Origin of the sequence: Marinomonas sp. TW1, assembly GCF_001625355.1 — a bacterium.
Lineage (GTDB): Bacteria > Pseudomonadota > Gammaproteobacteria > Pseudomonadales > Marinomonadaceae > Marinomonas.
Map to the genome: position 1 here is coordinate 91,771 of NZ_JSEE01000006.1, position 22,084 is coordinate 113,854.

Annotated in this window: 18 protein-coding genes; 11 read left to right on the forward strand and 7 right to left on the reverse strand. The window is 45.0% G+C overall.

Features of this window, described 5'->3' with window-relative positions; genetic code table 11:
- The first annotated feature begins 57 nt into the window (after positions 1 to 57).
- From gpmI to OA79_RS06950, 9 genes are all read left to right on the forward strand, one after another.
- Positions 58 to 1,587, forward strand: a complete 1,530-nt coding sequence (gene gpmI, locus OA79_RS06910; RefSeq protein ID WP_063332497.1) for a 2,3-bisphosphoglycerate-independent phosphoglycerate mutase — start codon at positions 58 to 60, stop codon at positions 1,585 to 1,587.
- A 58-nt stretch (positions 1,588 to 1,645) separates the two neighbouring features.
- Entirely contained in the window at positions 1,646 to 2,731 is a 1,086-nt protein-coding gene (locus OA79_RS06915; protein WP_231908828.1) for a murein hydrolase activator EnvC family protein, read from the forward strand.
- Between the two features lie 22 nt (positions 2,732 to 2,753).
- A complete protein-coding gene (locus OA79_RS06920; RefSeq protein WP_063332499.1) occupies positions 2,754 to 4,025 on the forward strand; it encodes a S41 family peptidase in 1,272 nt (423 codons plus the stop codon).
- A gap of 5 nt (positions 4,026 to 4,030) precedes the next feature.
- On the forward strand, positions 4,031 to 5,155 hold the full coding sequence (locus OA79_RS06925; protein WP_063332500.1) for a divergent polysaccharide deacetylase family protein: 1,125 nt from the start codon (positions 4,031 to 4,033) through the stop codon (positions 5,153 to 5,155).
- 446 nt (positions 5,156 to 5,601) lie between these two features.
- Positions 5,602 to 6,717: a branched-chain amino acid ABC transporter substrate-binding protein gene (locus tag OA79_RS06930; RefSeq protein WP_063332501.1), complete on the forward strand. Its 1,116-nt coding sequence runs from the start codon at positions 5,602 to 5,604 to the stop codon at positions 6,715 to 6,717.
- Between the two features lie 82 nt (positions 6,718 to 6,799).
- Positions 6,800 to 7,711: an ABC transporter permease subunit gene (locus OA79_RS06935; RefSeq protein WP_063332502.1), complete on the forward strand. Its 912-nt coding sequence runs from the start codon at positions 6,800 to 6,802 to the stop codon at positions 7,709 to 7,711.
- Positions 7,711 to 8,991 (forward strand): high-affinity branched-chain amino acid ABC transporter permease LivM, encoded by a 1,281-nt coding sequence (gene livM, locus OA79_RS06940; RefSeq protein ID WP_063332503.1) that lies wholly within the window; start codon positions 7,711 to 7,713, stop codon positions 8,989 to 8,991. Before OA79_RS06935 ends, livM begins: the two co-directional genes overlap by 1 nt.
- Positions 8,988 to 9,869 (forward strand): ABC transporter ATP-binding protein, encoded by an 882-nt coding sequence (locus OA79_RS06945; protein WP_063332504.1) that lies wholly within the window; start codon positions 8,988 to 8,990, stop codon positions 9,867 to 9,869. The genes livM and OA79_RS06945 overlap by 4 nt, the downstream gene beginning before the upstream one ends.
- A complete protein-coding gene (locus OA79_RS06950; RefSeq protein ID WP_063332505.1) occupies positions 9,866 to 10,579 on the forward strand; it encodes an ABC transporter ATP-binding protein in 714 nt (237 codons plus the stop codon). The genes OA79_RS06945 and OA79_RS06950 overlap by 4 nt, the downstream gene beginning before the upstream one ends.
- 107 nt (positions 10,580 to 10,686) lie before the next feature.
- On the opposite strand, the gene OA79_RS06955 is transcribed toward OA79_RS06950, so the two are convergent.
- From OA79_RS06955 to glnA, 5 genes are all read right to left on the reverse strand, one after another.
- Positions 10,687 to 11,244 (reverse strand): L-threonylcarbamoyladenylate synthase, encoded by a 558-nt coding sequence (locus OA79_RS06955; RefSeq protein ID WP_063332506.1) that lies wholly within the window; start codon positions 11,242 to 11,244, stop codon positions 10,687 to 10,689.
- Positions 11,245 to 11,364: 120 nt separating this feature from the next.
- Positions 11,365 to 11,745, reverse strand: a complete 381-nt coding sequence (locus OA79_RS06960; protein ID WP_063332507.1) for a DUF3461 family protein — start codon at positions 11,743 to 11,745, stop codon at positions 11,365 to 11,367.
- A 145-nt stretch (positions 11,746 to 11,890) separates the two neighbouring features.
- Positions 11,891 to 13,324: a nitrogen regulation protein NR(I) gene (gene ntrC / locus OA79_RS06965; protein WP_063332508.1), complete on the reverse strand. Its 1,434-nt coding sequence runs from the start codon at positions 13,322 to 13,324 to the stop codon at positions 11,891 to 11,893.
- Positions 13,321 to 14,406, reverse strand: coding sequence for a nitrogen regulation protein NR(II) (gene glnL, locus OA79_RS06970; protein ID WP_156486226.1), 1,086 nt, complete (start codon positions 14,404 to 14,406; stop codon positions 13,321 to 13,323). Before glnL ends, ntrC begins: the two co-directional genes overlap by 4 nt.
- Before the next feature lie 206 nt (positions 14,407 to 14,612).
- Complete coding sequence (gene glnA, locus OA79_RS06975) at positions 14,613 to 16,019, reverse strand: glutamate--ammonia ligase (RefSeq protein ID WP_063332510.1); 1,407 nt, start codon at positions 16,017 to 16,019, stop codon at positions 14,613 to 14,615.
- 332 nt (positions 16,020 to 16,351) lie between these two features.
- Here glnA and thiI point away from each other — a divergent pair, with 332 nt between their 5' ends.
- On the forward strand, positions 16,352 to 17,803 hold the full coding sequence (thiI, locus tag OA79_RS06980) for a tRNA uracil 4-sulfurtransferase ThiI (protein ID WP_063332511.1): 1,452 nt from the start codon (positions 16,352 to 16,354) through the stop codon (positions 17,801 to 17,803).
- A 65-nt stretch (positions 17,804 to 17,868) separates the two neighbouring features.
- On the opposite strand, the gene modF is transcribed toward thiI, so the two are convergent.
- Together modF and ilvC are read right to left on the reverse strand one after the other, a co-directional pair.
- Positions 17,869 to 19,308 carry a molybdate ABC transporter ATP-binding protein ModF gene (modF, locus tag OA79_RS06985; protein WP_063332512.1) on the reverse strand — a complete coding sequence of 480 codons (1,440 nt, stop codon included), beginning with the start codon at positions 19,306 to 19,308 and terminating at the stop codon, positions 17,869 to 17,871.
- A gap of 121 nt (positions 19,309 to 19,429) precedes the next feature.
- Complete coding sequence (gene ilvC / locus OA79_RS06990) at positions 19,430 to 20,902, reverse strand: ketol-acid reductoisomerase (RefSeq protein ID WP_063332513.1); 1,473 nt, start codon at positions 20,900 to 20,902, stop codon at positions 19,430 to 19,432.
- Positions 20,903 to 21,117: 215 nt separating this feature from the next.
- Here ilvC and ilvY point away from each other — a divergent pair, with 215 nt between their 5' ends.
- Positions 21,118 to 22,014, forward strand: coding sequence for an HTH-type transcriptional activator IlvY (gene ilvY / locus OA79_RS06995; RefSeq protein WP_063332514.1), 897 nt, complete (start codon positions 21,118 to 21,120; stop codon positions 22,012 to 22,014).
- The last annotated feature ends 70 nt before the right edge of the window (positions 22,015 to 22,084 follow it).

The following is a 22,084-nucleotide window of genomic DNA, read 5'->3' on the forward strand; positions in this document are numbered from 1 at the left end:
TACAAGCCTGTGATAGTATCGAATAATAATCATGATCAATTTACGGGATAGATTACCATGAACAAAAAAACCACAGCACTTTTCATTCTTGATGGGTGGGGCTACAGTGAAACCTCTAAATCCAATGCGATTGAAGCCGCAAATACACCGAACTGGGATAAGCTTTGGGCAAACTACCCTCACACTTTAATCAAAACCTCTGGTTTGGCGGTGGGCTTACCTGACGGACAGATGGGCAACTCAGAAGTGGGTCACATGAACCTTGGTGCGGGTCGAGTGGTTTATCAAAACTTCACACGCATTGGTAAAGCCATTGAAGACGGTTCGTTTTTTGAGAATGCTGCGTTGGTGAATGCAGTAGATAAAGCCGTCGCAGCCGGAAAAGCCGTTCATATTTTAGGCTTGTTATCGGATGGTGGTGTGCACAGTCATCATGAGCAAATCATGGCCATGTGTGAGTTAGCTGCGAAGCGTGGCGCGAAAGCCATTTATGTACACGGCTTTACGGATGGTCGTGATACGCCGCCTCGCTCAGCTCAAACACCTGTCGCTGAGCTTGAGAGTAAGTTGGTTGAATTGGGTGTGGGTAAAATTGCCACCTTGACCGGACGTTACTTCGCCATGGACCGAGACAATCGTTGGGAGCGAGTGCAAACCGCGTATGATGCCATCGTATTGGGCAAAGGTGAGTTTCAAGCTGAAACGGCTGAGCAAGCTGTTCAAGCGGCCTATGAGCGAGACGAAAATGATGAGTTTGTAAAAGCGTCTGTAATTGGTGACGCGGTTAAGGTCGAAGATGGCGATGCCATCGTGTTTGCTAATTTCCGTCCAGATCGCGCTCGTCAATTGACGCGTGCTTTTACCGATCCAAGCTTCGATGGTTTTGAGCGTGAAGTGGTTCCCAATCTTTCTGCCTTCGTGACCTTTACAGAATATGCGTCTGATATTGCGGCGGATGTGGCGTTCCCACCTGAGTCGTTGAAAAACACTTTTGGTGAAGTGTTAGCGAACCAAGGCAAGAAACAATTACGTATTGCGGAAACCGAAAAATACGCACACGTGACTTTCTTCTTTAATGGTGGTGAGGAGGCGTTGTTCGATGGTGAAGAGCGTGAGTTGATTCCATCTCCCAATGTCGCAACCTATGACTTACAGCCTGAAATGAGTGCACCAGAAGTCACTGATAAGCTGGTGGAAGTGATCGAAGCGGGCAAATATGACACCATCATTTGTAATTTCGCGAACGGCGACATGGTAGGACACAGTGGTATTTTTGACGCCGCGGTAAAAGCGGTGGAAGCCGTGGATGCGTGTCTTGGCCGCGTCATGACGGCTTTGGATATCAATGGCGGCCAATGTTTGATTACGGCGGATCATGGTAACGTTGAGCAAATGCTAAGTGAAGATGGTAGCCAACCTTTGACGTCACACACTAATGGGCCAGTGCCTCTAGTGTTGTATTCAGCGGCTCAAGGTGTCGGTCTTAACTCTGGCTCTTTGTGTGACCTAGCACCAACCTTGTTGGATATGATGGGCATGGAGATTCCTAGCGAAATGACCGGCGTGAGTCTTTTAACGCGTTCATGAGGCCATAATGATAGGGTTTATACGTTCATTTCTATTGTGCTTTTTTCTGCTACCAAGCGTGAGCTTGGCAGCAGGAGAACCGCAGACGCCAGAGGAAGCGAAGCAGCAGATTCAAGCCTTGCAAAAGGATTTGAAGAAGCTCAATACCTGGCTGAAAGAAATCAAATCTGAACGTTCGGATGTGGAAAAGCAACTTGAAGGAAAAGAGAAAGACATTCAAGAGCTATTGAAGAAGATCCAAAGTATTCAAGACAGTCTAAAAAAAGGCGAACAGCAGCTGAGTGAGTTGAGGATTCAACAACGGTCTCTGCAATTAAGCATCCAGCAACAGAACGATCAAATAGCCGCCCAATTAAGGGCGGTTTATCGTTCAGGTAAAGAAGAAAGTATTAAACTCTTTTTAAACGGTGACAACTCAGAAGATGCACAGCGATTGGTGCAGTATAACCGCTACTTTTCGAACGCTCGCCAGTCATTGATTAATGGTTTTATTACCGAAGTGAATGATCTCAATTTGGTCGAAAAAAGCATTCGCAGTCATCGTGCTCAACAAGCACGAGAAGAAGTGGAGCTGAAAGCACAACGCAAAAGCTTACTTTCTCAGCAATCTCAGCGACGTACCTTATTGGCTAAGCTGGACAGTGATCTCGCCAAAGGAGGTCAAAGGGCTAAGCAGTTGAAGCAAGACCAGCAAAATCTACAGGCTTTGTTACAGCAATTGGAAGAAGCGTTAGCCGATATTCAGATCCCCGACCCTGAAATTCCCTTTGCTTCGCTTCGTGGTCAGCTGGTTAATCCATTAAAGCGTATGGCAAAACTGCCTTCGAGTGGCGGTATCGATTTGGGTGGTGTCACTCTAAAAGCTCAAGAGGGCGAACCTGTGCGAGCGATTTCACAAGGTCGAGTGGTGTTTGCGGATTGGATGCGTGGTTTTGGTTTTTTGCTGATTTTGGATCATGGTGACGGCTACATGTCTATGTATGGTTATAATCAAAGTTTACTAAAAGAAGTTGGCGAATGGGTTGGCGCTAATGATATTGTAGCCATGGCTGGCAGTACAGGTGGTCGCCCTGATAGCGCCTTATTTTTTGCGATACGACACAATGGGGCGCCGCTGAACCCACTCTCTTGGGTGTCAGGTTAAAGAACAGTTTATAGGAACGAGTATGGTTAATTTTCTGCGTTATGGCATGTCGGTATGTTTGTTGGCGAGTGTTACGCCGGTTGCTTTTGCTGCTGACGCGAACCAAAACTCTGTTTTACCCACAGCGGAAATTCAATCCTTTGTTGAAACATTCGAAACCATTCGCGAAGGTTACGTTGAGGTGATGTCAGATGAAGAGATTCTTCATAAGGCGTTAAAAGGCATGGCTGCAGGGCTGGATCCCCATTCTGAGTATTTTACGAAAACGGAGTTAGTCGAATTTAATGAACTGACGTCAGGCAATTATGCTGGCATTGGTGTTGAAGTGGAGATGAAAGACAAAGGTCTTACTGTTGTTACACCAATTGATGGTTCCGCCGCATCTGAAGCCGGAATTATACCAGGTGATGTGATCGTGCGTATTAATAAGACGTTGATTACGGATTTAGGGATGCAGGATATCATTACCTTGATGCGAGGGGAGGTTGGCACTGAGGTCAGTCTAGACATTGAACGTAATGGCGAGATTCAACAGTTTGAATTGACGCGACGTTTGGTAGAAGATGCCAGTGTTTCTTATAAATGGCTGGAAGGCGAAATCGCGTATTTCCGTATCAGTCAGTTTCAAAGTGATACCGCTGACGAGTTTAATCACGCCATCAAAGAATTAAACGCAGAGAAAGACATTCAAGGTGTCGTATTGGATTTGCGCAATAATCCTGGCGGCGTGTTACAAAGTGCGGTTGCTGTCGTGGATGCGTTTATCAATTCTGGCATGATCGTTTATACCGATGGACGTCATGAAATGTCTAAAAGTCAGTTTGTGGCCAGCCGCCGCACGACTTTACTTGAGAAAGTGCCTTTGGTCGTGTTGGTCAACGAAGGTTCGGCTTCAGCCTCAGAGATTGTTGCTGGTGCTTTGCAAGATCATCATCGAGCGGTAATTTTAGGGACGGAAACCTTCGGCAAAGGGTCTGTTCAGACGGTTGTGCCTCTGTCCAATGGCGACGCCGTTAAGTTAACCACGGCATTGTATTACACGCCAAACGGTCGTTCTATTCAGGCGCAAGGTATCCAGCCTGATTTAGTGGTCCCGCAAGCCAATTTAAGTTTTGATGAAGGGCAATTTTTTGTCAAAGAGGCTGAATTAAAAGGCCATCTTGGTAATGGTACTGGGGGCGAGGAGCGAACCAGTGCGGATGTGGAAACAGGCCTTGGTGAACTGGCTAAAACAGATTTTCAATTATTCCAAGCAGTCACTCTGTTAAAGACGCTCCCTAAACTCATTCAATAATTGTGATGTACTCTGTGAAAACATGTTTAATGGACGCCGGTGCGAAACTGGCGTCTTTGCTTATATTTTGTCTCTTTAGTAATACGCTTTTCATGTCATCGGCTTGGGCGGCAGATAATTATGTCACTTTGGAGCAGCCTCCTAAAACCGAAGCGGTTTTCGATTTAAGTGAGTATTTAGCGTTACCAGAACAAACAATGCCGGAAAAACCAGAATGGCTTGGTCCCGTTATATCTGTCATGCCTGAGTCCAAAAGCCTTGAAAAGACGTACCCTATGATTGATTCAGAGCACACCTGGCAGCCGATCATTGCGCCTATTTTACTCGCTCCTGAATCCGTACCAAATGTGTTGTCGACACCTGCACTGACCGAACCTGATAAGGTGTCGCTTGATAAGATAGACTTGATGGCCACAAAAAAGTTTGTGGATGAGCATCCTAAACCACCCAAGATTGCCATTCTAATCGATGATTTAGGATACAACCGTCGCGGTATGGAAGCGTCTTTGGCTCTTCCTATCGAGGTGGCTTTAGCTATTTTGCCTGAGACGCCTTACGCCCATCAAACCGCGACACGAGCGCAAGCACAATTGCGTACGACGTTGTTGCACGCACCGATGGAAAATCAAAGAGAGCTAAAGCTTGGGCCTGGCGGACTCTACGCCAAGATGTCAGAGCAAGAATTAAAAGCCGTGCTGATTAAAGACCTTGAAGGTCTTCCTGGTATTCAAGGTGCGAATAATCACATGGGCAGTTTGTTGACGACGAAACCAGAATCCATGAAATGGGTGATGGAAGTGTTAAAAGAACGTGCCTTGTTTTTTATTGACAGTTTAACCAGCCCAGATAGCGTGGCTGAGAAAACGGCACAAGAATATGGCTTGAAAACCGTTCGTCGAGATGTTTTTTTGGATAATATTCGCACGGAAAAAGCCATCGATCGACAATTTTCTCGCTTATTAAAACTGGCTCGTCGCCATGGCAGTGCTTTGGCCATTGGTCATCCATATCCAGAAACTATGTCCTATTTGCAGCATAGGTTGGTTAATTTGCAGCAAGATGGGGTGCACTTAGTGGCTCTTTCAGAGTTACTTGCATTACCAACGCCTTCTGGTACAGCGAAAAAATAAGTCACCAGACTTTTTTGATAGAAAAAACATATTTTTTTGCAATTTTTTCTACGCGCTTTGTACTAAGTTATAAAGGCTGTATTGATATTTTTTAAATACAGTGTCCAACAGTCTTCCTTATTCGTCTTCTTGCTATGTTATGACACGGCACGAAGGCTTTTTGTCGCCAGTCATAAATTCCATTTATTTGTATTTTTCCAGTGGATTCATCTTGCCCTGTGTTTCTGTGTGGTGAATTATTTTCCATTTGTTGAAAATAACAGTGCACCACTATTGACCAAACTTTAAACAAACATTAATGTGTAGCTTTATTCTAGTGCACATTTCTTGAATAATTGCATGGCAGTTTCCTTTATCAATACAAAAATTAGGGTCTGGTATTGATTGGAACGCTTCTTGCTTTTGGATAATAACGATAAAACACAAAACGAGTAGAGGCTTTTCTTATGTCAAATGCGGTAATTAGAAAAACATTGGTATCTCTTGCTGTCGCAGGTTCAGTAACACTGGCGCATGCGGACGTGGTCATCGGCGTTGCGGGTCCTCATACAGGGGCTTATGCAGCATTTGGTGCTCAGCTATGGACTGGGGCCTCCGCGGCCGCAAAAGCGATAAACGATGCGGGTGGCATCGATGGTGAAATGATCAAATTGGTAAAAGCAGACGATGCTTGTGAGCCTAAACAAGCCGTTTCAGTTGCTAACCGCTTGGTGGATTCTGACGAAGCTGTGGCGGTTGTTGGTCATTTCTGTTCTTCTTCTTCTATTCCTGCATCTAACATCTACGAAGAAGCGGGCGTTCTTATGGTTACACCAGCATCAACTGCTCCTGGGTTGACAGACAGAGGCTTGCCAAATGTTTTCCGTGTGTGTGGTCGTGATGACCAACAAGGCGATGTTGCAGCGAGTTATATTGTGGATACCCTAGGGGCAAAAAATGTCGCGGTTATTCATGACAAAGACACCTACGGTAAAGGTTTGGCCGATGCCATGAAATCGACTTTGAATGCATATGGCGTGAAAGAAGTGCTGTATGAAGGTCTGACTCGTGGTGAAAAAGACTTTAACGCCCTAGTGACGAAAATCCGTTCAGTTGATGCTGACGTAGTATATTTCGGTGGCTTGCACTCTGAAGCTGGTCCTCTTGTTCGACAAATGCGTGAACAAGGTCTGACTGCAACATTTATGTCAGGTGATGGCATTACATCTAAAGAATTTGTCTCAGTTGCAGGTTCGCCTAAGTATGTCGATGGTGTCTTGATGACCTTTGGTGCGGATCCAACCTCTTATGCCGCTGGTACTGAAGTCGTTAAACAATTTCGAGATGCTGGAATTGAGCCTGAAGGTTATGTGATGTACTCCTATGCTGCGATGCAAGTGGTTGCAGAATCGCTTAAAGCAACGAACCTAGATCCTGTGAAAGCGTCTGACTGGCTACATGCTAATAAGGTCGACACAGTTATGGGTACAAAATCATATGACGAAAAAGGTGACTTGCTAGTGTCTGACTACGTGATGTACGAGTGGGATGACAAAGGTGAATACAGCATGCTTGACATGTAATTTACTACTCTCTAAAAATCATGGGCTGGCTGAACATCGCTGGCCCATGTGCCTTTCTGTTTATGTTCCCAAGAGGTTTTTGATGGATATCATTCTCCAGCAACTGGTTAACGGGCTTTCCCTTGGCTCCGTGTATGGGCTTATTGCGATTGGGTACACCATGGTTTATGGGATCATTGGTATGATCAACTTCGCCCACGGCGATGTGTACATGGTGTCCGCTTATGTAACGGCAATTGCGATAGCATTGCTTTCTTTTTTTGGTATTGAGTCTTTTCCTGTTGTTATCCTAGGTACACTCATTTTTACGATTTTTGTGACTGGCGTTTATGGCTGGGTGATCGAGCGAGTGGCTTATCGTCCTTTGCGAGGTTCTAGTCGTCTTTCTATTTTAATTTCAGCCATCGGTATGTCGCTGATATTGCAGAACTATGTGCAAATCAGTCAAGGTGCAAAACAGCAAGGGGTACCAACATTATTGTCTGGTGCGATTCGTTTTGATGTGGGGGATGGCTTTGTTCAGCTGACCTATATGAAGCTGTTTATTTTGTGTGCTTCCTTTATTGGTATGGGCGTACTGACCTACATCATCCAGAAAACCAAATTAGGTCGTATGTGTCGTGCGACTCAACAAGACCCGAAAATGGCGTCTATTTTGGGCATCGACACCGATAAGATTATTTCCACTGTGTTTGTTATTGGTGCCACTATGGCCGCCTTAGCAGGGGTATTGGTCACGCTTGATTATGGTGGTTTTGATTTCTATGTAGGTTTTATTATTGGTATTAAAGCCTTTACCGCTGCCGTGTTAGGTGGCATTGGTTCGTTGCCTGGCGCTATGTTAGGCGGCATCATTCTCGGCCTATCTGAAGCCTTGTTTGCTGGCTTGATTAGCTCAGATTATAAAGACGTTTTCTCTTTCTCTTTGCTGGTCATTATCTTGATCTTCCGTCCAAGTGGCCTGTTGGGTAAACCTGAAGTGGAGAAGGTGTAATGAGCCAAGCCGTGGTAAGTATTAATTACAAAAAAAGTGTAATAGATGCCGTTATTGCAGGGTTACTGGCGCTCATCGTCTTTGGTCCCATTGTCGGTATTGTGTTGGATGGTTATGACTTTAATGCAGAACCAGAACGTCTGATGTGGATTGTATTGACAGTGATGGCCGGGCGTTTGGCGGCATCCGTCTTTTTTCAAACATCAAAAGGCGCTGCCTTCTTATACAAACACAGTTCAAAAGATGAAGGTGTGCACGTGTTGCTGCCTGGTCATAAATCCAAATTACGTTGGATTATTCCTCTGACCATTGTCATTGCTTTGCTCGTGCCCTTTATTGCTTCGAAGTATATTTTAACCGTGGTGATTTTAGGACTGATTTATGTCTTATTGGGTCTTGGCTTGAACATAGTGGTTGGTCTTGCTGGGCTATTGGATTTGGGTTTTGTGGGGTTTTATGCCATTGGTGCCTATGGATTGGCGTTGGGCTATGAGCATCTAGGACTAGGCTTTTGGTCTATGCTGCCTATTGCCGCCATTATTGCGGCCATATTTGGGGCCATACTCGGCTTTCCTGTGTTGCGTATGCATGGTGACTACTTGGCGATTGTTACTCTGGGCTTTGGTGAAATCATTCGTTTGGTATTAACCAACTGGACGGAACTGACGCAAGGCCCTAATGGTATGAACGCGCCTTTGCCAACCTTTTTTGGTATGGAGTTTAAGCGTCGCGCTAGTGAAGGTCATGTGCCTTTCCATGAATTCTTTGGTATCCCTTACAGCTCTGCTTATAAATATATCTTTATTTATTTGGTGTTGTTGTTGGTGGTGTTAGGGGTTCTGTACGTGAAAAAACGCCTCACCAAAATGCCCATTGGTCGTGCTTGGGAAGCCTTGCGTGAAGATGAAATAGCATGTCGTTCATTGGGGTTAAATCATGTGTTGGTGAAACTGTCTGCTTTTATGATCGGTGCGTCAACGGGTGGTTTGGCTGGGGTATTCTTTGCCACTTATCAGGGCTTTGTTAACCCTTCTTCCTTTACTTTCTTTGAATCGGCATTGATTTTGGCCATTGTGGTATTAGGTGGCATGGGGTCGACCTTGGGTGTGGTGATTGCCGCCTTTGTTCTAACCGTTGCGCCTGAATTATTGAGGGAGTTTGCTGACTATCGTGTGCTTGCTTTCGGTATGTTGATGGTATTAATGATGATTTGGAAACCTCGTGGTCTAGTGCGTATGACTCGTACTGGTGTAGAGCAGCGTGAGGGGAATGTAAAATGAGCCAAGACAGTATCTTAAAAGTAGACAATCTGGTCATGCATTTTGGCGGCATTAAAGCGTTGAATGACGTGAATTTTGAAATTAAACGTGGTTCGGTGTCAGCATTAATTGGTCCAAATGGTGCTGGTAAAACCACGGTCTTTAACTGTCTGACTGGTTTCTATAAAGCCACTGGCGGCAACATTATGTTGGAGGCTTGTGGTAAAACCACCAGTGTGATTCAAGTCTTGGGGGAACCGTTCCAAGCGAGTGACTTTGTGAATCCTATCGCTTTTGCGAAGCGTCTTAAATACAAGATGTTTGGTGGTTCGCACTTGGTCAATCGTGCTGGTTTGTCGCGTACTTTCCAGAACATACGTTTGTTTAAAGAAATGTCGGTGGTTGAGAACCTGTTGGTGGCGCAACACATGCGTGCCAATCGCAGTTTGATCGCGGGTATTTTAAATACGAAAGCCTATAAAAAGTCAGAAGAAGAGGCGCTGGAGCGCGCTTTTTATTGGCTTGGCGTAGTGGACCTGAAAGATTTTGCCAATCGCTTGGCTGGAGAGCTTTCCTATGGTCAGCAACGTCGTTTGGAGATTGCGCGTGCCATGTGTACCAATCCAGAAATCGTTTGTTTGGATGAGCCTGCAGCGGGCCTTAACCCTTCTGAGACAGAAGCCTTAACTAAGATGATTCGTGTTTTGCGTGACCAACACAATACCACGGTATTGTTGATTGAGCATGACATGGGCATGGTCATGAATATTTCAGATTACATTGTGGTACTGGATCATGGCGAAGTGATTGCAAAAGGTGGTCCTGAGGATATTAAGTCGAATCCAAAAGTCATCGCGGCTTACTTGGGAGCAGAAGAAGGTGAAGAGGTGACGTTATGAGCAGCTTGATGGAATTTAAAGAGGTTGATGTTCATTACGGTCCAATTCAAGCTCTGAAGAAAGTTTCTTTGTCAGTAAACGAAGGGGAAATCGTTACGCTAATTGGAGCGAACGGGGCGGGTAAATCGACTTTGCTGATGTCGATATTTGGTCAGCCAAGGATTTCGTCTGGTGAGATTATTTATCGCGGCGAAGACATCTCCAAAAAGTCGTCACACTATGTGGCTTCGCATGGTTTGGCACAATCGCCAGAAGGTCGTCGAATCTTCCCTGGGATGACGGTGGAAGAAAATCTGCTCATGGGTACCATTCCTATTGGCATGGACCATGCGGAAGAAGACATGCGGAAGATGTTTGACTTATTTCCACGTTTGGAAGAGCGTCGTAATCAACGCGCCTCTACTATGTCTGGTGGTGAGCAGCAAATGTTAGCGATTGCCCGAGCCTTGATGAGTCGTCCAAAGCTGCTGCTGCTGGATGAGCCTAGCCTTGGTTTGGCGCCCATTATTGTGAAACAAATCTTCGAGATTCTGAAAGACGTTGCCAGTACTGGCATGACCATTTTCCTAGTGGAGCAGAATGCTAACCATGCTCTGAAGCTGGCTGATCGTGGTTATGTGATGGTGAATGGTGAGATTCGTATGTCTGGAACCGGTGATGAGTTGTTAGTGAACCCTGAAGTAAGAGAAGCTTATTTAGGCGGTCACTGAGTTCAATAAGTGTCAATAAAAACGACGTCTTGTTATGCACAAGGCGTCGTTTTTTTATGGATGTGAATAACTGTTTGAGTTTTCAACAGAATTATCAAGCAGTCTTCTCACGCTCTAAATAACTCACCTGTCATTATGTCTTTAACTTGAGAGGGTTGGTCGGCTTGTCCTAGCGGTGCTTGGTAAATAGCATCGATCTGATCGCCAAAGTAATGATTAACCTCTGCTGATGTCATGGCTGGTTCAAGTCCTGCTGGATTGGCGGAGGTGGATACCATGACACCACCAAATGCATGGCAAAGCCTTTGTACTGGCTGGTGTTGTGTCAGTCTGATTGCAACGCTCTGGTGCTCACCGCGTACCCAACTTGGTGTGATTTGAGTGTCTGGGACTACCCATGAGGTTGGACGTTGTGTTGTGCTGATTAAGCGTTGTGTGGCCTCTTCTGACAAGGTATTCATCCAAGGTTGTAGCTGAGAAGGTTCGCCAGCAATGAGAATTAAGCCCTTGGCTTCTGGTCGAGATTTTAACGTTAAGATTCGCTGCACTGCCGCTTGATTAAATGGATCGCATCCTAGCCCCCAAACCGCTTCAGTAGGATAAGCAACCACACCACCTTGTTGAAGGATGTTGGCAAGTTCAGTCGTGGAGGTTATGAGTTTCATGATAGACCAGTAACAAACGTTGGAGAAAGGAAGTGAATTGTAGCGAGAATGACTGATATGAGCCAGTATTGGCTGGGCTTAGTGCCTCAGCCAATGGGCAGTTAAGACTCAAGTGGAGCCTTATGACATAGCATCAATTTTTTCTTTGATTTCGTTAATTTTGCTGTTAACGACTTTTTCAAGATGTTCTAGTTCTTTGATGAGATCATCTTTAGAGGCTTTGCTTTCGTGCTGTTTACCAACGATTTGTTCTAGCTCTTCCATGGCTCTTAGGACAATAAGAGAAGGCTCTTGTACCTGGCGGTAGGTTTGTTGACCACCATCAGCTAATACTGTTTTTGTTGAGCGACCAAACTTGAATTTTTTACTCTTAGGTAACAAAGAGCCTTTTTCTCGACGGTAATAGATTTTTAAAACGTCATGGCCTGCTTCATAGCGTAGAGTGAATTTTTCAATGTCTTGAATACTGGTGACGCCCATTGACTGAAGTGTTGGATACATATAAGTTTTCCCTATTTTTAGTGTACAAAGCTTATCCTTAATTAGTATGGGATTGTGGCTGGAAAAGCAAGTTTAAATTGGCTTGAAGATAAGAAGAGGCCAGTCACCCTGACGTAACTGGCCTTGTTTGTTGGTTTAGAGTGAGTTACTCGTCATCTTGTTCTGCATGATCTATGTTGAGTTCTTTGATTTTACGAGTCAGGGTATTGCGCCCCCAGCCAAGCAACAACGATGCGTCACGGCGGCGGCCACCAGTATGAGCAAGTGCTGTTTCGATCATAATGCGTTCGAATTTTGGTACGGCTTGATCAAGGATGCCTTTTTGGCCTGTGGCCAAGGTGTTGTCTACCCAATTTTTCAACGCTTCTTCCCAAGAAGAGAAGGGTTGTTCATTCGGAACTGCGGTTAACAGTTCTGGCGGTAAATCTTCGACCAAAACTTCACGACCCGATGCCATGACAATCAACCAGCGGCAAGTGTTTTCCAATTGGCGAACATTGCCAGGCCAGTCTAGCTGAGTAAGATAGTTTTCCGTTTCTTTTGTGAGCTGTTTCGGTTCAACTGACAGTTCTTCGGCAGCGCGACTTAGGAAGTGACGAGCTAACTTTGGAATGTCTTCACGACGCTCAGCCAGTTTAGGCAAGTGGACGCGGATGACATTTAAACGGTGGAACAAATCCTCACGGAAGGAGCCTTTCTGTACCAAGGTTTCGAGGTCTTGGTGTGTGGCGGCAATGATACGCACATCCACTTTAACCGGCGTATGGCCGCCGACACGATAAAACTCGCCATCGGCTAGAACACGCAATAAGCGAGTTTGCGTTTCAGCCGGCATGTCACCGATCTCATCTAGAAATAATGTGCCGCCATTGGCTTGTTCAAAGCGACCGCGTCGTTGTGTGTTTGCTCCGGTAAATGCCCCTTTTTCATGACCAAACAGTTCTGATTCAATCAAATCATGTGGGATGGCGGCCATATTTAACGCGATAAAAGGGTTGGCGGCTCTTGGGCTGTGGGTATGCAAAGCTTGGGCGACCAATTCTTTACCCGTACCGGATTCACCGTTAATCAGTACGGTAATGTTGGAATTCGCTAAACGGCCAATAGCACGAAAGACTTCCTGCATCGCAGGGGCTTCACCAATGATTTCTTTATCGACTTGTTGTTCGACTTCTTCTTCCATGTCCTCTGTGCTGGGCATGGCGTTTTTATGGTGGAGCATGGCGCGTTTAACTAAGCTAACCGCTTCTTCTACGTCAAACGGCTTCGGTAAATATTCAAAGGCACCGCCTTGGTAAGAGGCTACAGCACTTTCCAAGTCTGAGTGTGCCGTCATAATGATGACAGGCAAATAAGGGTAGTCACTTTGCAGTTTTTCAAGCAGTTTTAAACCGTCCATTCCTGGCATACGAATGTCACTGATGATGGCGTTGGGCTGCTCTTTGTCAATCATGTGTACTAGGTTTTCAGCAGAATCAAACAGACGACATTGAATGCCTTCTTGTTCTAGTGTTTTCTCTAAAACCCAGCGAATGGAGCGGTCATCATCAACAATCCATACGGTTTCTTCAGTTGTCATAAGTGTTTCTCCTGCTCTTGGACTGTCGTCTCAATGGGTATTAATATGTTGAATTCTGTGTGTTGTGGTTCGCTGTTGCATTCCACAATGCCATGATGTTGGTGGATCACTGACTGGGCGATGGATAGACCTAGTCCTGTGCCGTCGGCGCGGCCACTGACCATGGGGTAAAATAAGGTGTTTAAGATGTTGTCTGGAATGCCTGGGCCATTATCAATGATGCTGATTTTGCAGACTAAACGGTGACGTTTTGAGCCGATAGTGAATTGGCGTAAGGTGCGCGTCACGATTTGAATGGTTTTGTTGTGATTGCTGTCATCAGCCATTAAGGCTTGCATGGCATTTCGAGTAATGTTCAGTAAGGCTTGTATTAACTGAGATTCATCGCCGACTAGATCAGGAATGCTCGGATCATAGTCTCGAATAAGTTTAATTTGATTGTCGGTTTCAACGGAAATCAATTGTCTAACGCGCTCAATGACTTTGTGAATATTGAGCTCTTTATTCTTGGGCAGTTGGCGTGGTCCAAGTAAGCGATCGACCAAGTCTCGTAATCGGTCTGATTCCTCGATAATGACTTGGGTGTAATCTTTTAAGGCTTCATCTGTGAAGGCTCGACTGATCAATTGCGCCGCACCGCGGATGCCACCTAATGGGTTTTTGATTTCGTGAGCTAAGCCTCGTACTAATTCTTTACTGGTCTCGTGATTGGCAATGATCTCATCTTCTTTCGAGATGCGCTTCATTCTGTCTCTTGGGTAAAGTTCAATAATTAGGCTTTCGGTAGAATTGGAAGAGCCCATTACTGGGGTGACCGTGTAGTCACAAAATAATTTTTTACCGTTGCTGCATTCAATTTCGGCTTCGCGTTTAGTGAAAGGGTGGCCGGATTCGATGGCTGACATTAAGGCTTCAATACTTTCTTCACCTTCACGAAAGGCGGCACTTAAGTCATTTCCATAGATGCGACGACGACTGACCGCTAATAGCATTTCGGCGGCTGGATTAAGGTACTCAATCCCTAACTTACTGTTTAATTCAACCACGGCTGTGGATAAATGATCTATTAATAAACTGTACACACTCATCGCCTCTTTTCTGACCTTAATCTAACTGCAAAAAACGAACCAACATTGGGCAATCCAAAACCGCTTATTTATCAAGTCTTTTATTTTTCATGTCTGGGATGTTTGCACAATTATAGTGCATTTAAAGAGGGTGGAATTTTCTAGTGCAAAAAAAAGCCCCGATCTGTGTCGGGGCTTTTAAATTCAGCAGTTATGGCGAATTAAACGCTGTAGTAAAGGTCGAATTCTACAGGGTGAGTTGTCATAGAAACGCGCAATGCTTCTTCTGTTTTCAGGTCAATGTAAGCATCGATCATATCATCAGAGAATACGCCACCTTGAGTTAAGAACTCACGGTCTTCGTCTAGGCACTTAAGCGCTTCTTCTAGGCTACCCGCAACTTGTGGAATAGCCAAAGCTTCTTCTGCTGGCAAGTCGTAAAGATCTTTGTCAGCTGCATCGCCAGGGTGGATTTTGTTTTTGATACCGTCAAGGCCAGCCATCAACATAGCAGCGAAAGCTAAGTATGGGTTAGCGGTTGGATCAGGGAAACGAGCTTCAATACGCTTACCTTTAGGGCTTGCAACGTATGGAATACGGATAGAAGCAGAACGGTTACGTGCAGAGTAAGCCAACATAACTGGTGCTTCGAAACCAGGAACAAGACGCTTGTAAGAGTTGGTTGAAGCATTCGTAAATGCGTTCAATGCTTTCGCGTGCTTGATGATACCGCCGATGTAGTACAGCGCCATTTCAGACAAGCCTGCGTATTGGTCACCAGCAAATTGGTTTACGCCATCTTTCCAGAAAGATTGGTGAACGTGCATGCCAGAACCGTTATCGCCAACGATTGGTTTTGGCATGAAAGTCGCTGTTTTACCGTAAGCGTGAGCGACGTTGTGCGTGCAGTACTTAAGAATCTGAACTTCATCGGCTTTCTTAACCATAGTGTTAAATTTAACACCGATTTCGTTTTGACCAGCGGTTGCTACTTCATGGTGGTGAACTTCGATCTCTAGTCCCATTGTCTCCATCGCACCACACATTGCAGCACGTAGGTCGTGATGAGAATCTACTGGTGGTACTGGGAAGTAACCGCCTTTAACGGTAGGGCGGTGGCCCATGTTACCGCCTTCGATTTTAGAGTTAGACGCCCAAGCGGCTTCTTCTGCATTGATTTCGACAGAACAACCAGACATGTCAGCTTTCCAGCGAACGTCATCAAATACGAAGAACTCTGGCTCAGGACCGAAGAAAGCGGTGTCGCCAAGGCCTGTTGATTTTAGGAACTCTTCAGCACGCAATGCAACAGAACGTGGGTCACGGTCATAACCTTGCATAGTAGAAGGCTCGATGATGTTACAACGAACAATAATCGTAGGCTCTTCAGTGAAAGGATCGATGATTGCAGTATCATCTTGTGGCATCATGATCATGTCTGATTCGTTAATGCCTTTCCAGCCAGCGATGGAAGAACCATCAAACATTTGGCCATTTTCAAAGAACTCTTCATCAACAGTAACAGCCGGAATCGAAACGTGCTGTTCTTTACCTTTAAAATCAGTAAAACGAAGGTCAACCCACTTCGCGTCATGCTCGGCAATCAAGGCAAGGGTCTTGTCTGACATAGTTATTCTCCAGTCGTTGTTAAAGCAAAATAGCTTTTCGTTTGATAGTGCTTCAATGCAAAGCACGATTTCCCCAATATAAAGCACAAGCTGTGCCAGAAGTTTGTGCGAATAAAAAAAACTATAAAAAACATATGGATAGAGGTGTAGTTTATTTTTTGTGCACAGAATGGTGACCCCTTAAAGGGCGCGATATGATCATAATGCACCAATATTGACCATAAAAATGATCGGTGTTGCTTTTTGGTGCAAATATAAAGTTTTCGTATCCCTGTCCTTTTCTTTATAATGCGCTCTCTTTTTAACCACTTGGTATTTTACCCGCAAGCTCTATGAAATTTATCGTTAAGTTCTTCCCTGAAATTACCATCAAAAGTCGTCCTGTCAGAAAAGCATTCATCAAACAGTTGAGACATAATCTCAAGTTGGTGTTAAAGAAATATGACTCGGAGGTGGTGGTCGCAGGAAACTGGGACTTCATCGAAGTATTGTCTACTCGTGATGAGTTGCGTGAGGATTTTACGGATGCGCTTTCTCGTGTCGCTGGTATTGCTCATTTTCAGTTTGTCAGAGAGTTTCCTCTAACGACTTTAGATAACATTGTCGATGAGGCGTTATCTTCTTATGCGGCAGATCTAAAAGACGCCGTGTTTGCCGTGAGAGTAAAACGTGTTGGTAAGCATGATTTTTCTTCTGTTGAAGCTGAGCGTTATATTGGTGGGTGTCTAAAAGCCAAAAGTGGTGCCTTGGGTGTGCGCTTAAAAGATCCAGATGTGTTAGTGCCAATTGATATTCGTGATAATCGAGTCTGGATGATTGAGCAACGCGTTGAAGGCCTAGGCGGTTACCCATTAGGGTCGCAGGATTCTGTTTTATCGTTAATTTCTGGCGGTTTTGATTCAACCGTGAGTTCTTATCTGACAATGAGTCGCGGGCTTAAAACGCATTTTTGCTTTTTCAACCTTGGCGGTGATGCCCATGAAATTGGTGTAAAACAAGTCTCGAATTACATTTGGGAAAAATACGGATCCTCGTTAAATGTTAAGTTCATTACCATTCCATTTGAAGCCGTTGTTGGTGAGATTCTGACCAAGGTTGATAACTCTGAAATGGGTGTGGTGTTGAAACGTATGATGCTACGAGCGGCGTCAGAAGTCATGGCGGGGGTTGGTGCTAAAGCTTTGGTAACCGGTGAAAGTGTTGCGCAGGTTTCCAGTCAAACGCTCATTAATTTAAAAGTCATCGATCAAGTGACAGATGAGTTAGTGATTCGTCCTCTTATCACGTCTAACAAGCAAGAAATCATAAATAAAGCAATCGAGATTGGTACTGCGCCGTTTGCCGCTAGCATGCCAGAGTTTTGCGGTGTGATTTCAGTTAAGCCGACCACGCGAGCCAAAATGCATCGTATTGAGCGTGAAGAAGGCAAGTTTGATTTTGCTGTACTAGAAAAGGCGGTGGAAGATGCGAGAGTGATGTCGATTCAAAATGTGATGGACGATGTGGAGAAACAGTACCAAGGTGAAGTGCCTGTGGTACGCATGCCAGTTGGTGATGAAGTCATCATAGACATTCGTCATCCTGATGAGGCAGAAAGAAGGCCATTAAAAGTCAGTGGACGTCCTGTTAAAGCCATTCCTTTCTTTGCATTAGAGTCAGGATGGGCTGACATGCCAGCGGATACGACTCACTTATTCTACTGTGGTAAAGGCGTAATGAGCCGAATCCATGCCTCTTATCTGCTTGGTAAAGGCTACAGCAATGTGGGCATTTATCTTCCTTAAATCGCTTCCATTATTGAAAAAGCCAACTCCTTGAGTTGGCTTTTTCGTTTTTGGAAGCTGTGAACCTAGTTCTTCTTCAACCCCAAGTAGTTCTCTATGCCGTTAATTCGGTCTTCCGTATGATGGTTGACGTACAGTACGGTGGTTTCTGAGCCTTGGCAGATTTTTTCAATTAACGCCAGGACCAGTTGACGGTTCATGTCGTCCAAACCCAGGCAGGGTTCGTCTAATATCAATAATGGCGGGTGTTTGACCATGGCGCGAGCGATGAGTAGCAAACGTTGGTCGCCGTAGGACAGCTTGTTAAACGGTTGATCTGCTCGATCATTCATGCCTAATAAAGTAAGCCATTGGTCGGCGATTTTCTTTTGCTTGTCGGACGACTTGGTGTACATGCCGATGCTGTCGTAAAAGCCAGAAATAATGACGTTACGGCAACTGGTGCTGACGCGGTATTCCCATTGCAAAGCGGTAGAAACATAGCCGATAAACTGCTTGATCTGCCAGATGCTTTCACCGTTACCTCGTTGAAAACCGAAGACGAAAATATCATTTACATAACACTGTGGATGATCACCGGTAATAAGAGACAGCACACCCGTTTTGCCGCTGCCGTTCGGGCCACTAAGTTGCCAATGTTGTCCTTTTTCAATGGTCCAATCCAGTTTATCAACAATCACAGTCTCGCCGTATTTGATGGTCGCTTGGTTGAGTTTGACCAACGGCTGGCTTGGGTCGAGCGCTGGCAGTGTGTTGGCGGGATCGGCCTCTGGCACACTTAGGTCAGTCGTTTTCAAATGCAATAGTTGGTAAAGCTCGTTGAAGGCATTTTCGTCGTTTTTGTCTACTGTCAGTGCCAAACGTCCATGATCAACATAGGCAATATGAGTAATGAAGTCAGGCATTTCATCAAAGCGGTTTAATACCAACACCATGGGGGTGGTGTCTATGATGGATGCTAAATGTGCTTGCAACATGGCAAGGGTGTCCACGTCTAAACCGTCGAATGGCTCGTCTAAAATCAATAAATCGGGCTTGCTAGACAAAGCGCGAATCAGCATAACTTTGCGGGTTTCGCCCGTAGACAGTTTACGGAATGCACGGTCGAGCAGGGGCGTTAGACCAAATTTATCCACTAAGGTTTTAGCCAGTTCTGGGTCTTGGCAATGGTCGAAGATCATTTCTTCAACCGGTGTGCCGATGGCGATGACATCCATTATGTCGGCATCGTCTTTTTTCAATTCTTTGGCAATCAGTTCCGCTTGGGCTTCAAACGATACCAAGCCAACCTTGGTTGGTAGATTCGAGATCGTGCCGTTTTCAATGTCACCCACACCAGCAAGCACAGCCGCAAGGGCAGACTTACCTGAGCCATTGGTGCCAGTAATCACCCAATGTTGATTTTGCTCAATGGTCCAATCAATCTCGCTTAGCGTGAAGCGATCATCAAAGTTCACGGTTGCCTTTTCTAATTGAATAGAGCCTAAGCGAGTTGTCTTATCCATGGGATTTTACCTATACAAAGAAAGCGAAAAATAAAAAAGCCGAGATTATTTTATACAAACAATCTCGGCTTCTTGAGGTTAAAGCACGAAGTTACGAGCTATTAACGCAATAATCGTGGTATTAAACGATTTTCTTCATATCCGCCATATGGCCGCGAAGAACAGAACCAATTGCTTCCACTGGGTGGCTGCGAAGCGCTTCGTTTACTTCGATCAAGCGTGCGTTGTCAACGCCGTTGTCTTCTACAGAAAGACCTTTACCGATAACGTCGGTTTTGATGTCTTTCATGAAGTCGCCTAGTAGCGGTAGGCAAGCGTGGTTGTATAGGTAACAACCGTATTCAGCCGTATCAGAGATTGTCGCGTTCATTTCGTAAAGTTTCTTACGAGCAATGGTGTTCGCGATAAGTGGTGTTTCATGTAGAGATTCGTAGTAAGCAGACTCTGCAATGATGCCAGCAGCCGTCATGGTTTCAAACGCAAGCTCAACACCCGCTTTCACCATAGCCACCATCAAGATGCCATTGTCGAAGAACTCTTGCTCAGAGATTTCAACATCGCCAGCAGGTGTTTTTTCGAAGTTGGTTTCAGCCGTTTCTGCACGCCACCCTAGAAGGTTTTTGTCATCGTTCGCCCAGTCTTCCATCATCACGCGAGAGAAAGTACCGTCGATGATGTCGTCTTGGTGCTTGTTGTATAGAGGACGCATGATCACTTTAAGCTCTTCAGAAAGATCGAATGCTTTGATCTTAGCTGGGTTAGAAAGACGATCTAGCATGTTGGTCACGCCGCCGTATTTCAAGGCTTCTGTAATCGTTTCCCAACCAAATTGGATCAATTTAGAGGCGTAACCTGCGTCGATGCCTTCTTCAACCATTTTGTCGAAGCAAAGGATAGAACCTGTTTGTAACATACCACAAAGGATAGTTTGCTCACCCATAAGGTCAGATTTTACTTCCGCGATGAAAGAAGACATAAGAACGCCTGCTTTATGACCGCCAGTACCAACCGCGTAAGCTTTTGCTAGGGCAAGACCTTCACCTTTAGGGTCGTTGTCTTCGTGAACAGCGATCAGTGTTGGAACACCAAAACCACGAACGTATTCAGCGCGAACTTCAGAACCTGGGCACTTAGGGGCAACCATGATGACCGTTAGATCTTCACGGATTTGCATGCCTTCTTCTACGATGTTGAAACCGTGAGAGTAAGATAGGCAAGCGCCTTGCTTCATAAGAGGCATAACCGCTTTCACAACAGGCGTGTGTTGTTTATCAGGAGTAAGGTTCAAAACCACATCTGCTGTTGGGATCAAATCTTCGTAAGTGCCCACAACGAAACCGTTTTCAGTGGCATTTTTCCAAGACTGACGTTTTTGAGCAATCGCTTCTGGACGCAAAGCGTAAGACACGTCTAAACCTGAATCACGTAGGTTCAAGCCTTGGTTTAGACCTTGAGCACCACAACCAATAACAACCATTTTTTTGCCTTTAAGCGCATCGACGCCGTCAGCAAACTCAGAGCTGTCCATGAAACGACATTTGCCTAGTTGTTCTAATTGCTCGCGTAGCGGCAAGGTATTGAAATAGTTAGCCATGATAAGCCTTTCCTAAATTGTTGTGTTGGTATCCGTGATGAAGACACACAGATATGAAATGTTTGTTACCAAGCTGAAAAAATTAGTAACCGATGGCAGTGACTTTAATGGATCGATATCTTTTCGTAAATTGATATATTTGCAATACAGTATCCCATTTTTTGCAACGTGACGGTATGATGGTGGTTTAATCATCTATGAATGTGTGAGTTAGATTGAATATTAAAGCCATTAAACACTTTTTAGCGTTGGCTGAAAGCCTGCATTTTGGACGAGCCAGCGAAGAGTGTCATATCAGTATATCTGCTTTATCTCGAAATATTCGTCAGCTTGAGGACGAGGTGGGCGTTGCTTTATTTGCGCGAGATAATCGCACTGTGACGCTCACGCAAGAAGGGAAAAAGTTTTTGATGTATGCCCGAGAGGCGAGCAGTCAGTGGCGCTTGATTCGCCATGAACTATTAGACAATTCCGATCAATTGCATGGAGAGATCAGTATTTATTGTTCGGTAACGGCCAGTTACAGCTTTTTGTTTGAATTGCTGAATCGCTTTCGTCAAGTGCATCCAGGCATCGAGATTAAACTTCATACTGGCGATCCGGATGAGGCCATTGCTCGTATTCTGGATGGCAAAGAAGATTTAACCATCGCTGCTCGACCTAACAATATGCCTCGTAGTTTAGCCTTTAAAGGCATTAGCTTTTCTCCTTTGGTGTTTATTGCACCAAATGAGCAGCATTTGCCAAGTGTCCCTATGACCCCACCAGATTCTGCAGAAGCATGGGCAAACGTGCCGATGATTTTGTCCGAAGCGGGCGTATCTCGTAATCGCATTGATGATTGGTTTTATCTGCAAAATATTAGCCCTAAAATTTATGCTCAAGTCGCAGGGAACGAGGCCATTGTGAGCATGGTCAGTTTGGGGTTCGGCATTGGTGTGGTGCCGAAAATTGTGTTGGACAACAGTCCTCTGCAAGATAGGGTGAAAATCTGGCCAGTTCAGCCAGAATTAGAGCCTTATGATATTGGTTTGTTTACGCTACAAAAAAATCTTAAAAACCCGATGGTGGAAGCTTTCTGGTCATTAATGGCAGATCGAAAGTCCTCTTAAATAGCGCTTAAAAAACGACTTATTAAGAAGGGCTTGATGGTGGGCTGGATTGAATTAAAAAATGCCATAA